This window comes from Bradyrhizobium uaiense (assembly GCF_010811875.1).
GTDB classification, from domain to species: Bacteria; Pseudomonadota; Alphaproteobacteria; order Rhizobiales; family Xanthobacteraceae; genus Bradyrhizobium; species Bradyrhizobium uaiense.
The window spans coordinates 1-14242 of the sequence record NZ_VKHP01000239.1 but is presented as its reverse complement, the minus strand read 5'-3'; the positions used below and the strand labels follow the sequence as shown (position 1 = coordinate 14242).

Sequence of the window (14242 nt, the reverse complement as noted above, 5' to 3'; positions counted from 1 at the left end):
CCGCGCCGCGCTCACCGCCTACGACAAGGCGAAGGCCCATGCGCCCGATTCCGACGAGGGCCAGATGATCGAGATCGTGTCGCGGCCGAAATAGGCAGAGCCGCCATTCACGGAAAACGGGTGGGAATATTCGCGGGCGCGCGCTAGTCACCTGTGCAAGTGCAAGCGAGTGCCCGACATGCCTTCCGCCGACAATCGCATTGATAGCCGCGACTGGGGGCTGCTCGCTCTGTTGTCGGTACTCTGGGGCGGCTCGTTCTTCTTCAACGGAGTGATCCTGCGCGAATTGCCGCCGCTGACGCTGGTGCTGCTGCGCGTGGCCTTGGGCACGATCATCCTGCTGCCGCTGCTGCGGGCCCGGAAGATCGAATTCCCCCGCGGCCTGTCGGGCTGGGCGCCATTCGCCGCGATGGGGCTGTTCAACAATGTGCTGCCGTTCTCGCTGATCGTGTTCGGGCAGACCTATGTTCCGAGCGGGCTCGCCTCGATCCTCAATGCGACGACACCGCTGTTTGCGGTGATCGTGATGGCGGCGGCCGGCGAGGAACGGCTGCAGGCGCGCCGGGTGGCGGGCGTGGTGGTCGGTCTGATCGGGGTTGCGATCCTGCACGGCGATGCGCTTGGTTTCGAGAGCAAGCAGGGCGTCGGCATCCTGTTGTGCCTCGCCGGCGCCTTCAGCTACGGCATCGCGGCGCTGATCGGGCGGCGGCTGCCGCAGCGCGTGCCGCCGCTGGGGACGGCGACGTTCCAGATGATCGCCTCAGCGGTGCTGATGGCGCCCGTCGCCGCAGCGGCCGACCGGCCGTGGCTGTTGCCGATGCCGCACGCGTCGACATGGCTTGCCGTGCTCGGCCTCGCGGCGCTGTCGACGGCGCTGGCCTATATAGTGTTCTTTCAGATCCTGCAGCGCTCCGGCGCGACCAATGTGATGCTGGTGACGCTGCTGATTCCGGTCACCGCGATGCTGCTCGGATATCTCGTCCTCGGCGAGCCGATCGCACCGCGCGAGGTGATCGGCGCGCTGGTGATCGCGAGCGCGCTGCTCCTGATCGACGGGCGCGTGCTGAGCTGGTTCAGCCGCGCGCCTGCTTCCACGCCGCATACCATCCGGTAAAGCGTCCGCTGTCGCGCTCATCGCGGTGCCAGGCGGCATAGGCGGTGCCGTCATCGGCGACCAGCACCACGGCATCGAGCCCCCTGGAACGGCGCAGCGTGTCCATCGCCTGCGCCGGCGTCTGCGCAATGGGACCCGCGACGTTGAACGAGGTGTTGACCGACATCTCGACGCCGATGTGGCGGCCGAGCGCCTTCAGATAGGCGTAGGTGAGGGGATCGTCCGCCTCGCGCACGATCTGGATGCGGCCGGTGCCGTCGGCATGCACCACGGCCGGAATCTTCTCGCGCGCCTCCGGCTTCGAATGCGCGGTGAGCACCATGTAGTTGTAGGCGTTGTAGTCGGCGTCGGACGCGCCGTCTTCCAGCTCGAAATAATCGAGCGCGGCTTGCAGCGTCGCCATCGGCGCCAGCGGCCGGATCGCCTCGCGATACTTGACACGCTCGTTGAGCCGCTCGCGCACTTGGGGATCGCAGGGATTGGCGAGGATCGAGCGGTGGCCGAGCGCGCGCGGGCCGGTCTCGGCCGCGCCTTGGTAGATCGCGATCACGCCGCCCTGCGCCACCATGCTGGCCATCAGGTCCGCGACCGCATCGCGCCCCTCTGGAGTCGCCACATTGCCGATCGCGGTCGAGGCGATGTCGTCGGCTTGCAGCGCCGCGGTGATATCGGCATTCGAGGGCGGCAGGCCGCAATAGAATGCGTGCGACAGCGCCGCGCCGCGCGGCGCGCCCGCCATATGCGCGAACAGCCAGGCGGCGCCGATCGGCACGCCGGAATCGCCCGGCACCGGCGGCACCCACATATGCAGCCGCGCCTTGCGCTGTTGCGCGCGTTCGAACCACGCCTCGTCGAAATGCTCGAGCAGCCGCATGTTGCCGAGCGCGTTCAGTGCCACGCCGCCGGTCAGCACCAAGCGGTCGGTGCCGGTGATGCGCAAGAGATGATCGATGACATGGATCATCGCGTCCTCGAACACCAATTGCGTCGCGGCCGCCTTGTCGACGCGATCCTTGGTGTCGGGGCGGTGATTGATGTCCTCGACGCGCAAGACGGCGTCGGGATTCCAGAGCTGGTCGGGCCGCAGCGGCGCGCCCAGGATATCGATCAGCGGCTGATGATAGGGATTGCCGGCGGGGTCGGCGTACCAATTGGCCATCGCGCGATTGAGCAGCACGCTGCCATTGGGCCCGAGCTGCAGCACTGCCTTCAAACGCGAATAGTAAGGATTGGTGGCGCGGTTCATGTCGCCCCAGGCGGCGGCGCCCATGTAGCGGCCTTCGCTGGAGAGCCAGGTCCAGCCGCCCTGGCTCGACGAGATCACCGTGTAGAAGGCACCGAGCGAATCGAACAGGCTCTCGTTGCAATAGAGCTGCTTCATCTCACCGTCCTCGGCGACATAGAGCGAGATCGAGCCGACATCGCCGGTGCCATCGAGCACCGCGATCGCAACGCGTTCGCGCACCTCGGCGAATGGCGATGCCGTGAACGAGTACCAGGCGTGATTGTCGTGATGCGGCATGCAGATCAGCGGCAGCTGCTCGCCGAGCCCGTACATCTTCCCGAGCCTGCGCGAGATGCGCCGCACCTGGTCCATCTGTCGCAGGTTGATCGCGGGCGCGATCGGTGCGTTCAGCAATTTGAGACTGGCCGGCGCTTCCTCGAACGAGGTGCGGATCAGCAACGCCATCAGCGCCGGATAGTCCCACGTCGTGACGAAGGCCGCGATGTCGCCGATATCGCGGCCCATCCGCTGCAACACCTTGCGCATGTCGTCGAGCGCGTATTGCGGAAACTCGTTGGTGTGTTTGTCTCCGGAAAAGCGCTCTTCCTCGTTGTTGAGGATCAGACGCGGGCCGTCCTTCTGGGTGACCTCGACCAGTGCAACGCCGGTGTTGTGCGTGCCGGGGCAGGCGAGGCCTGCGACGTAGACGGTCTCGCCATGCTGCAGCTTGTCGCGGATCGAAGCGATCGTGCGTTGCGCGAACTCGCCATTGGCCTTGTGCAGGCCGAGCTTCGCCATCGCACGTTCACTGAGGCGGCGCGTGATCTCATAGCCCGCGGCCGCAAAACGCGGATGCCGCGGACCGGTACGAATGTCCGGTTTACGCAATCAGAACGCCTCGACTCGTGATCCCCAGATCGACCTTCAATCATAACTAGCGCCAGGCAACAATGCCGTTTCGCCCAACGGAAAAACCCGGCGCTTGCCAGCCTGTTCGTCCCTTGCGAGACTTGCCGTCAAAACCAACGACAATAATCGGGGAGAAAACGATGCGGGCTCGTTCTGGATATATTGGCGCAATCGCGGCGTTCGCAAGTGCGGCACTGATTGTGACTTCGGCGTATGCGCAGAAGAAATACGATCCCGGCGCGACTGATGGCGAAATCAAGATCGGCAACATCATGCCGTATAGCGGGCCGGCATCGTCCTACGGCGTGATCGGCAAGACCGAAGCCGCGTTCTTCAAGATGATCAACGAGCAGGGCGGAATCAACGGCCGCAAGGTCAACTTCATCAGCTACGACGATGCCTATTCGCCGCCGAAGGCAATCGAGCAGGCGCGCAAGCTGGTCGAAAGCGACGAGGTGCTGTTGATCTTCCAGGCGCTCGGCACGCCGTCCAATTCGGCAATCATGAAGTACATGAATGCCAAGAAGGTGCCACAATTGTTCGTCGCCTCCGGCGGCACGAAATTCGGCGACCCCAAGAACTTTCCCTGGACCATGGGCTTTCAGCCCAACTACCAGAGCGAAGGGCGCATCTACGCGAAATATATTCGCGACAAATTCCCCGACGGCAAGATCGCGGTATTCTGGCAGAATGATGACGCCGGCAAGGATCAGTTCAAGGGCCTGAAGGACGGGCTTGGCGACAAGGTCAACATGATCATCGCCGACAAGTCCTACGAGGTCTCCGATCCCTCGATCGATTCGCAGATCGTCGCGCTGCATGATTCCGGCGCCGATATCTTCTTCTCCTGGGCGGCGCCGAAGGGATCGGCGCAGGCGATCCGCAAGGTCGGCGAGCTCGGATGGAAGCCGAAATTCTTCCTCGCCAACACCGCGACCTCGGTCGCCTCGGTGCTGAAGCCCGCAGGGCTGGAATATTCCAAGGGCATCATCTCGACGGCCTATCTGAAGGACCCGACCGACCCGACCTGGGATCCGGCGGTCACGAGCTGGCGCGCCTTCATGGACAGATATTATCCCGACGGCGACAAGGGCAACGCCAACAACCTCTATGGCTATGTGCAGGCCGAGGCCATGGTGCAGGTGCTGAAGCAATGCGGTGATAATCTCACGCGCGAAAACGTCATGAAGCAGGCCGCCAACCTGAAGAACTTCCATTCCGACCTGATGCTGCCGGGCGTCATGGTCAACACCTCGCCGGACGACTATTTTCCGATCGAGCAGATGCAGCTGATGCGCTTCAACGGCGAGGCGTGGGAGCTGTTCGGCGACGTCATCACCGGCGAGGTCGGGCACGAGGCGACGAGGTAGGCCATGGGGGCTGCCACGGCTTCGTGACATCACCGCCCGCAAGCGCGCGCTGTGTCCGAACGTGACCTTGTCCCATAAATGGGAAAATGACACACGTCGAAAGAGACAGGGTCAAGCAGTGGGATTGTATCCCACGCAGCGGGCCGCTAAAATTCGGGCATGAATGCCAAGGCCGCGAAGTCCAAGCCGCGATCGTCAGCGCCGATCGCCGCAGCGAAGCTGCACGCGCCGCTGGCGCGGATGCTGCGTCCGCTGGTGCGGCTTTGCATTCGCGGCGGCATGACATTCCGGCGCTGACACAGCTGCTGCGCGAGCTCTATGTCAACGTCGCTGAGCACGACTTCGCGCTCGAGGGCAAGGAGCAGACCGACAGCCGCGTCAGCCTGTTGACCGGGATCCACCGCAAGGAGGTGGCACGGTTGCGCGGCGCCGGCGCGCCGGTCAATGCGGTGCCGGCGACGTTGTCGCGGACCAGCGCGATCATCGCGCGCTGGCTGGCCGCGCCCGAATTCACCGACGCCAAGGGCGATCCGCTGCCGCTGCCGCGCACCGCGGATGGCGGCGCGCCGTCGTTCGAGACGCTGGTCGAATCGATCACCAAGGACGTGTGGCCGCGCGCCGTGCTCGACGAATGGCTCGACCGCAAGCTCGTCACCATCAACGACGACGACGAGATCATGCTGGTCGAGGAGGCGTTCGTCCCGCACGGCGACGACGACCGCAAATGGCATTATCTCGGGCGCAATCTGCACGATCATGTCGCGGCCGCCGAGCTCAACGTGTCCTCCGCGGCGCCGCGCTTCCTCGAACGCGCGGTGCATTATGACGGGCTGTCGGCGGAGCTCGCCAAGCGGCTTGAGGGCCGCTCGCGCAAGCTGGCGATGGAGGCGCTGAAGGTGGCCAACCGCGAGGCCAACCGCGCGCTCGCAAAAGACAAGGGCGGGGCCTACCGTTGGAATTTCGGCATCTACATCTATCGCGAGGGCCCTGATAGCCCGATCGACGACGATGCCGACCAAGGCGGTGCGACGTGAAGGGCCTGCCGCCAACCTCGCGCCGCTGATCGGATTTTGGCTCGCCGGAACCTCGTTCGCGGGCGCGCAGCCCGGGTTCGTCGGTGCGCACCCCCTTCACGCCGGGTCAAGGCAAAGAACTGGGGCATCGGTGCTGATGCGATCAGAACCGATGCTCCAGCCACAAACGCGATCGGCGCAGGCGAGGTCGCTTGCGCCGATATTCAGATCGATCGTTGAGCGATTGAGCTAGCCTGCGCTGAGCCGGACGCCGGCGCGGAGGAATTTCTGCGGGTCGACCGCTTCACCGTCGATGCGGGTCTCGTAGTGCAGATGCGGGCCGGTGGAACGGCCGGTTGAACCGACGGCGCCGATCACCTGGCCGATCTTGACGGTTTCGCCGACCTTGACGCCGATCTCGGACAGATGGCCGTAGCGGGTCGAGAGCCCGTTGCCATGATCGACCTCGACCATGCGGCCGTAGCCGCCAGCCCAGCCCGCCGACACCACCTTGCCGTTGGCGGTGACGCGCACCGGATCGCCTTGCGCGGCGCGGAAGTCGAGGCCGGTGTGCATCGCCGGACGGCCGAGGAAAGGATCGCTGCGGACACCGAAGCCGCTGGTGAATTCGACCTCGCCGACCACCGGCTTGCGATAGGGCACCAGCGCCAGCGTCTGGTTCAGTCGCTGCATCTGCGCGCGGTTGATGTTGATGCGGTAGAGCTGGCGCTCGAACGCGCCGGCGTCGGGCGTAAGCTTGACCGGCACGAACGGTCCGCCCATGCCCGAGCGCGGCGTCGCGGCTTCGAGCTGCGCCATGTTGAGGCCGAGATCGGAAATCACGCCGCGCATCCGGCGCACCCGCGATTCGATGCCGTCCTCGACCGAGGAGAGTGCGGCGACCTGGCGCCGCTCGACCTGGTCAAGCGAGGTCTGCAGGCGGACCAGCACATTGTCGACACCTTGGGCCTTGGCGAACTGGTTCGGCTGCGCCTTGGCAATCAGCGGCGCGCGCGATTCCAGCCGTGCCTCGCGATCCGGCGGTGCCACGAAGATCACGGTGTCGCTGATCGGGGAGGGCTTCAATGAGCCGGAAGACGGCACCGCCTCGGCGCGGCCCTGCGGCTTGATCGATCCGGTAGAGGTGGCATCGGGCATCGCGCCGAGCGCAGTGGCGCGCGATTCCAGCGTCGACTGCCGCTTCATGATCTGGTCGAGCTTCTGGTCGAACTGCTCCTGGTCGAGCAGCTGGCGGCTGGTGGTGCGGTCGACCTTGGCGCGCAGCTCCGAGATGCGGTCCTCATAGGCGTATTGCATCTCGGCCTGACGCGCGATCAGCCGGGTCAGGACATCGTCACGGAAAGCGAAATAGGTCGCGGTGGCCGCCGACCACATGCCGAGCAGGACGACGGTGCCGACCGCGATCCAGAACACGACCGGTCCGATCCGGACCTGCTTGCCGGCATGGACCAGCGTATAGCCCTCGCCGGTGGCCTCAACCGCCGCCGCCGCCGGCGCGGCGTGATGGGCGGCGGGACGGCGCGCCGGTGACCGGCCATGGTCCTGCGGATGATGGTGTTTCTGGTGATGACCGGACCGGCTCGACATCGGTACTCCCGCGGCCGGTCGGACCAAGCTCCGTACGGCTAATTTGCGGGGCCGATTTGAGCCCGCCATGGTTAATTTTCAGGAAACGGAACCCCTCCGTCAGAGCGCGCGGGCGGCCTCCAATACCGCTTCGGCATGGCCGTCGACCTTCACGTGGCGCCAGATCCGGGCGACTTTTCCACTGGAATCGACCAGAACCGTGGTGCGAACAATTCCCATGAAGGTCCTGCCATACATGGATTTTTCGCCCCAGGCGCCATACGCCTCCAGCATCTCATGGGCCGGGTCCGAGGCCAGCGGCACCGCCAGCTGGTGTTTGTTTCGAAATGACTCCTGCGCCTTAACCGTATCGGCCGATATGCCGACCACCTCGGTCCCGTGAGCGGCGAACTCACCCTTGAGCCGGGTGAAGTCGATCGCCTCCCTGGTGCAGCCGGGGGTGTCGGCGCGGGGATAGAAGAACAGCACCAGCTTCTTGCCGGCAAAATCGGCCAGCGAGACGCTGCCGCCGCCGTCCCGTGGCAGGTTGAAGCGAGGGGCTGCAGCGCCTTCGGCAAGTGTGACGGCGGATGATCTGGTCACGGTCGCGGCCGGCTCCGGCTTTAACGGTTTCGATGCAGCCTTGTGCGAGGCTTTTCCTCGAACACCCGCTGCGGGCTTGGTCTTTGTTGGCTTGGTCGCTTTCTTGGCGGCTGCCTTCTTCGCAACCGTTGTGCGGGTTTTCGTCGCGGACTTCCCAGTGCTTGCGCTTGCGGCGCGCGCAACCTTCGTTGCGACCCGCTTTCCGGTTGTGTTGGAGGATTTCTTGCGCGTTTTCTTGGACATATGCCTTCCTTTCGTCGCTTTCCGCGGCTCAACCATTGGGCTATTGCGGGTCTCATTCGCGGCGGCCGGATTCGCACCGGCCGCTGGGCAAGTTTGATGGCCACGGAGTATGGTGACAAGGAATTCGACGCGTTACCCGTCCGCTTGCTGAATTGGCGTTTGATTGGTTGGTTTGGTCCGTTCTGGGGGCCATCGGCGAGTAACATGAATAGGCGAGGATAGGCGGCGATGCCGACACGGGAGCGCTCGATACGAATCGACGGGCGCCCCGATGACGGCGATCAGCTTCGCCGTCAGCACCGAGAGGCAATGGCAAGGAACAGGTCGCCGCAGGGTCCAAATCCGCGCGCCGGGGCTGACTTCTCGCAACGGGAAGACGCCGCCGCGTGGGACGAGCAGGATGAGGCGGCGGGCAACCGTGCGCGGCAATTGCTGTCGCGTTCCAACACCAACCTGCATCGTTTCACGGATTTCTGCTCGGGCATGCAGCGCTGGCTGAACGGCGAGCGCTGGATCCGTCGCATCGGATTGGTCCTCGTGGTGCTGGTCGTGATGTTTGCGACCTGCTTCGGCGCGCTGTGGTGGCGGCTCGGCGCCGGTCCGATCAATCTCGATCTGGCGACGCCGTGGCTTGCCGCGGCGATCGAGGAAAATATCGGCCACGGCAACACGGTCGAGGTCGGTGGAACGCAGATCGAGCGCGCCGGCCGCGTCAGGATCGCGGTGCGCATCCGCGACATCATCGTCCGCGACCGCGACCATGCGGTCGTTGCGAGCGCGCCGAAAGCCGAAGTGCGGTTGTCGGGAACGGCGCTCCTGATGGGGCAGTTGCGGGCTGAGAGCCTCAATCTCGTCGATGCGGAACTGTCGGTGCGCATCACGCCGGACGGCAATGTGACCGTGTCGGCGGGCGACACGGCAAAGCCGCTTGCCACCGGCGTTGCCTCCAAGCGGGAGGCGGGGATGCCGCCGACATTCCCGCGTCCGGCGCCCGCCGCGCCGCCGCCGGTTGCTTCGCCGCCCGCTGCTTCAGAGCCTGCGGCGGCCGCACCGGATTCGGCCCAGAGCGGGCTGCTCGCAGGTCTCGACTGGCTCGACAGCCTCAGCATGACCGGCCTCGACGGTCAGAACCTCAACGAGATCGGCCTGAAGAACGGCAATCTCGTCGTCGACGACCAGCAGCGCGGCAACAAATGGAGCTTTGAGAATATCAGCCTGAGCCTGCGGCGTCCGAGCGGCGGCGGCGTTGCGCTCAGCTTCGGCGAAGAGGGCGCCAAGCCCTGGTCGGTCCGCGTGCTGGTTGGACCGCAGCAGAACGGCGTGCGCACGGTCGACATCAAGGCCGACAAGGTTTCCACCCGGAACATCCTGCTCGCGCTCAGGACCAAGGACCTGACCTACACCGCCGACCTGCCGCTGTCGGGCGAGATGAGGGGCGAACTCGGTCGCGACGGCCTGCCGACCTATTTCCGCGGCAAGATCAATGTCGGCGCCGGCAACATCATCGACACCGATACGCCTGATTATCCGATGCCGGTCGATTCGGCCGAGATGAGCGTCGAATGGGATTCGGGGCGGCGCGTGCTGCTGGCGCCGATCAAGATCGTCTCGGGCGCCAACCGCATCACGCTGCTCGGCCATCTGGAGCCGCCGAACGACAACGTCACCGACTGGCAGGCCGGCCTGTCGGGCGGCACCATTGTGCTGGCCGATGCCGACAAGAACGAGCCGCCGCTGATCTTCAACCGCATCAACGTCGGTTTCCGCTTCGATACCGAGAAGAAGCGCGTGCTGCTGACCCAGGCCGACGTCTCCAATGGCGAGATCGGCGTCGCCGGCACCGGCAGCATCGACTATTCCGGCGAGCCGCGGCTGCAACTCGGATTCGCCGGCACGCCGATGTCGGCCTCCGCCCTGAAACGAATGTGGCCGATCATCATCGTGCCCGAGGTGCGCGAATGGGTGCTCGAGCGGATCGACCGCGGCACGCTCCAGCGCATCGATGTCGGCGTCAATTCGCCGGTGCATAATCTGTCGCGCAAGGGTCCGCCGATCCCGGATGACGGTCTCTCGGTCAACATCGTCGCCTCCGGCGTCACGGTGCGTCCGGTGGACAAGATGCCCGCGGTGCACGATGCCGATCTGAAGGCCAGGGTGACCGGCCGTACCGCGACTGTGACCATCAACCAGGGCATCGCCGACACGCCGGCCGGCCGCAAGATCACGCTGTCGGATTTCACCTTCGAGGTGCCCGACATGGCGCCGAAGCCGTCGCCGTCGAAGGTCAAATTCCGGGTCGATTGTCCGGTGCCGGCCGCCGCCGAAATCCTTGCCTCCGATCGGCTCAGCGATCTCTCCGGGCCGCCGATCGATCCCAACGCCAGCAAGGGCAACGTCACGGCGACGATCAATCTCGGCATGCCGGTGACGGGCGGGTTGACCAAGGCCGACACGCAATATTCCGTCTCGGCCGACATCTCCGGCGTTGCCGTCGACAAGCTGGTGATGAACCAGAAGCTCGAGGCCAATACGCTCAAGGTGATTGCCAGCAACGCCGGCTTCCAGGTCAAGGGCGACGTCAAGATCAACGGACAGGCCGCTTCGCTCGACTACCGCAAGCCGGCCGACGGCGATGCCGACGTCAAGCTGCAGGCGACGCTGGATGATGCAAGCCGCGCGCGCCTCGGGCTTGATCTCGGTCCTGCGGTGTCGGGCGCGATCCCGATCAAGCTGAACGGCAAGATCGGCAGCGGCGACAATCCCGCCACCAAGATGGGGGTCGAGGCCGACCTGACCCAGCTCAAGCTCGACAACATCCTGCCTGGCTGGGTCAAGACGCAGGGCAGGGCCGGCAAGGCGACCTTCAACGTGGTGCCGAAGGGGCAATCGACGCGGTTCGAGGACATCTCCATCGAAGGCGCCGGCGTTTCGATCAAGGGTGCGCTCGAGGTCGACCAGAATGGCGACCTCATGAATGCGAACTTCCCGACCTATGCGCCGTCGGAAGGCGACAAGACATCGCTGCGGGCCGATCGTGGTCCCGACGGCGTGATCAAGGTGACGATGCGCGGCGACGTGTTCGACGGCCGCGGCTTCCTGAAATCGGCGATCTCCGGCCGCGACAGCGATCCCAAGAGCAAGACCAAGACCACCGATTTCGATGTCGATCTGAAGCTCGGCGCGGTGGCAGGCTTCAACGGCGAGGCATTGCGCGGCGTCGATGCCAAGATCTCGCGCCGCAACGGGTTCTTCAAGGCGTTCACGCTGAGCGGGAAGGTCGGCCGCGATACCCCCGTGTCGGTCGACATGCGCGGCCGGCAGCAGGGCCGCGAGGTGATCTATCTGCAAACCAGCGACGCCGGTGCGTTCCTGCGCTTCATCGACACCTATTCGAAGGTGATCGGGGGCCAGCTCACGCTGGCGATGGAGCCGCCGATCCCCGAGCCGAGCCCGAGGGAAGGACTCATCAACATCACCGGCTTCTCGGTGAAGGGCGAAACCCAGCTCGACCGCGCCGTCGCCGGCGGCCCGGTCAGCACCCAGAACGGCATCGGGTTCGACGCGCTGCGGGCCGAGTTCACGCGCCAGAGCGGCCAGCTCTCGATCCGCAACGGTGTGGTCAAGGGGCCGAGCATCGGCGCGACCATCGAAGGCAGCATCGACTATCTCGGCAACCAGGTGCGGATGAACGGCACCTTCATTCCGATGTACGGGCTCAACAACATGTTCGGCCAGATCCCGTTCTTCGGGATTTTCCTCGGCGCCGGCAGCAATGAAGGCCTGATCGGCGTGACCTATGAGGTCGTGGGAACGCCGAGCCAGCCGGTGCTGCGCGTCAACCCGATCTCGGCGCTGGCGCCAGGCCTGACGCGGAAGATCTTCGAGTTCAAGCAGTACGGCCCGAACGACCTGCCGACGACGAACAACTAGAACGCTCGCTCATCGACACCTGCTTTCAAAGTCGGTCGAGATCGCGCCGACGCGCGGCGGCGGCTTCCTCTCCGCTTTCATCCGAGGCTGCGACCAAGTCCCAGCGGCCTGTCGTCCGGATGACGTTCGCGCAGGAACCTTGCCCTGTCTGGGATGTTGGAGAGCAATTCAACAACTCAGGAGGAACTCTCATGAGAGTCCTGTTATTGGCTGGTGTATTGGCGGTCGCCGGTTTCGCTATGGCGACGCCGGTCTCCATTGCACCCGCGTCAGCTCAGGTCGCCGTTGATACTCCGCTCGGTGGCGTAAGAGTGGGCCCGGAGCCCCGTTACTACCGAGACTACGATCGACCCGCTTATCGCGCCTACGGATATGATCGCGGATATCGTGGATGCCGCACCGTCACGATCGAGCGTGACGACGGATCGGTCCGGAGAGTTCGTCGCTGCGGCTAGCAGTACCGGACCAGAGGATCGACTTGCGGGCTTACAAGGCCGCTCGAGTCGGTTCTCGCAATCAAGGAATTGGAACCATCGACTAGGGCCGGTGCTGTTGGCGGCCCGTTTCATTTCGCGAATGCCACCTGTCGGCCCAAGGTGTTGACCCAAGGCCGGCATGCGGTCATGGCGAATTCGCCTCCGCAGGGGCGCGCTACCAAAATATCGAAAACAACCCCATGCAAAGTAGCCGGCGGCGTGCCGGCATTCGACACGGCAACTTGACATGTCGGGCAAATCAACGGCATTATTCTATTATTCAGAAAACCGCGCAGGCGCGCCTCACCCCGCGCTATGGGACTTGGCCGCAGCCATATGCAACGGCACTACGGCCAAGGTAAAAAACGACGTCGGCGATAAGCTGTGGAAGAGGCGCGACCGGCCATCGCGGCCATGCAGCCCCCCACGAGTTGGGTCTAGTTTGACCCGCTGAGGTTGATTAGCTAAAGCTCGCGAATGGCGGTCCTTGACGATACGCTTTGCCGAAATTGCAAGACACGTCGACATTGCCAGTCCGGTGATGTACGCGACCGCCCCACGTACCTTGCGTTCTCGCGGCTCGACACTTTGGCCTTAGATGACGCCAAAGTTGCGGTGTATAACGCGATCAAATAAGACGCTAAGGCGACCGATGTGGCCTTGGCGCTAGTCGAGATTTTCGACCGAGACGCATTGCCATCATTTCTGATTTGGCTATCAAGGCTTGAGAGCGAAGAGCCGACATTCAATAGAAGTTTGCATGAGCTCTTTGTCGTTAGTGACGCTGTTCCCATGCTTGGGTATTGCCCTTTCAGCATTCCTCTTGAGAAAGCGGATTCGCGTGTGGATTCCGTTTGTAATCGCTTCCGTGTCGGTTCTCGCGGGCGCGATCTATTTGCGTGCTGGTGTGCTTGGTAGCTGCCGGATAGCTGAGAGCGAGTGCCTTGGCGCGACGGCCACTGCGTGGATAGTCGCAATAATTTGGGCCTTGTTCGGCATAGCTTTGCTTATCTGCTTCGCTTCCGTGATGAGACGGCCACAATAGGCGTCTTCGTCTGTTCGGGCCGACAAATTACAAATTGTTAGCTGTGATTTTCGCGATGGTCACTTACGCCGTTCGCAAATGAACCACGCAATGAATGCGATGAACATCAGCGCCGCAGCGCCGGCACTACCAGGAACGGGATCAGGCCGAGCACGACATTGACGAGCGCGAAGACGATCAGCGGATTGTAGCTGTGGGTCCAGTCGTGGATCAGGCCGCCGCCCCATGAGCCGAGGCCGGAGCCGAGGCCGCTGCCGATCATGATGGTGCCGTAGATCGTGCCGACGCGCTCGCCCCGGAATATCTTCAGCGCCGTCGCGGTGATCAGCGGCCCGCGCGAGCCGATCATGCTGCCGAAGCAGATGATGAAGCCGGTCAGCAGCCAGTAGTTCGGGTACCACTGCATGATCTAAACTTTGGCAAAATCACCTTGAAAATAGGGGCTGGCGCTATCGGGTCCAAAGTCGACGGCCATTGTATATGCCAAAAAGGCGTTCGCCGTCGTTAGTTCTGGGGCGGGGCCACCCGCAACCGCCGCCGAACGGTCCGCATTATCATCAGAAGCGGACCAAAGAGGCGCGGCTCGTCGTGTCGGCTAAGGGCCCAGGCCGTGTAAAAAATCGCGCAGTTTTGGCGCTGATTTGGTCGCTCAGAAGGCCGACCTCACGCCCGCATCGCCTCCAGCAATCCGCCCACGCCGACGATCGTCATTACGCGCTTCATATTG

Annotated in this window: 6 protein-coding genes and 2 pseudogenes; 4 read left to right on the top strand and 4 right to left on the bottom strand. The window is 64.1% G+C overall.

Going from position 1 to position 14242, the window contains the following annotated elements:
• Nucleotides 1-178 precede the first annotated feature (178 nt).
• Nucleotides 179-1114 (top strand): DMT family transporter, encoded by a 936-nt coding sequence (locus tag FNJ47_RS37635; protein ID WP_163160904.1) that lies wholly within the window; start codon nt 179-181, stop codon nt 1112-1114.
• Here the strand turns inward: FNJ47_RS37635 and FNJ47_RS37630 are convergent.
• On the bottom strand, nt 1074-3227 hold the full coding sequence (locus FNJ47_RS37630) for a carbamoyltransferase C-terminal domain-containing protein (protein WP_163160903.1): 2154 nt from the start codon (nt 3225-3227) through the stop codon (nt 1074-1076). The genes FNJ47_RS37635 and FNJ47_RS37630 overlap by 41 nt on opposite strands.
• A gap of 161 nt (nt 3228-3388) precedes the next feature.
• Between FNJ47_RS37630 and FNJ47_RS37625 the strand changes: the two genes are divergently transcribed.
• Entirely contained in the window at nt 3389-4618 is a 1230-nt protein-coding gene (locus FNJ47_RS37625) for an ABC transporter substrate-binding protein (protein ID WP_163160902.1), read from the top strand.
• A gap of 159 nt (nt 4619-4777) precedes the next feature.
• Nucleotides 4778-5652, top strand: a pseudogene (locus FNJ47_RS37620) (DUF6502 family protein).
• 228 nt (nt 5653-5880) lie between these two features.
• Here the strand turns inward: FNJ47_RS37620 and FNJ47_RS37615 are convergent.
• Both FNJ47_RS37615 and FNJ47_RS37610 read right to left on the bottom strand, forming a co-directional pair.
• The gene (locus tag FNJ47_RS37615; RefSeq protein ID WP_163160901.1) at nt 5881-7239 is read right to left on the bottom strand and encodes a M23 family metallopeptidase; all 1359 of its coding nucleotides are present in this window, start codon (nt 7237-7239) and stop codon (nt 5881-5883) included.
• 99 nt (nt 7240-7338) lie between these two features.
• Nucleotides 7339-8064: a peroxiredoxin gene (locus FNJ47_RS37610; RefSeq protein WP_165446041.1), complete on the bottom strand. Its 726-nt coding sequence runs from the start codon at nt 8062-8064 to the stop codon at nt 7339-7341.
• 228 nt (nt 8065-8292) lie between these two features.
• Here FNJ47_RS37610 and FNJ47_RS37605 point away from each other — a divergent pair, with 228 nt between their 5' ends.
• Nucleotides 8293-11994: a DUF3971 domain-containing protein gene (locus tag FNJ47_RS37605; protein WP_163160900.1), complete on the top strand. Its 3702-nt coding sequence runs from the start codon at nt 8293-8295 to the stop codon at nt 11992-11994.
• A gap of 1627 nt (nt 11995-13621) precedes the next feature.
• Here the strand turns inward: FNJ47_RS37605 and FNJ47_RS37600 are convergent.
• A pseudogene (locus FNJ47_RS37600) lies at nt 13622-13924 on the bottom strand (MFS transporter); the annotation flags it as partial.
• Nucleotides 13925-14242: the final 318 nt, after the last annotated feature.

Coding starts and splice junctions, on each gene's coding strand:
- FNJ47_RS37615 (WP_163160901.1), bottom strand. CDS start 7,239: ATGTCGAGCCGGTCCGGTCATCACCAGAAACACCATCATCCGCAGGAC.
- FNJ47_RS37625 (WP_163160902.1), top strand. CDS start 3,389: ATGCGGGCTCGTTCTGGATATATTGGCGCAATCGCGGCGTTCGCAAGT.
- FNJ47_RS37610 (WP_165446041.1), bottom strand. CDS start 8,064: ATGTCCAAGAAAACGCGCAAGAAATCCTCCAACACAACCGGAAAGCGG.
- FNJ47_RS37635 (WP_163160904.1), top strand. CDS start 179: ATGCCTTCCGCCGACAATCGCATTGATAGCCGCGACTGGGGGCTGCTC.
- FNJ47_RS37605 (WP_163160900.1), top strand. CDS start 8,293: ATGCCGACACGGGAGCGCTCGATACGAATCGACGGGCGCCCCGATGAC.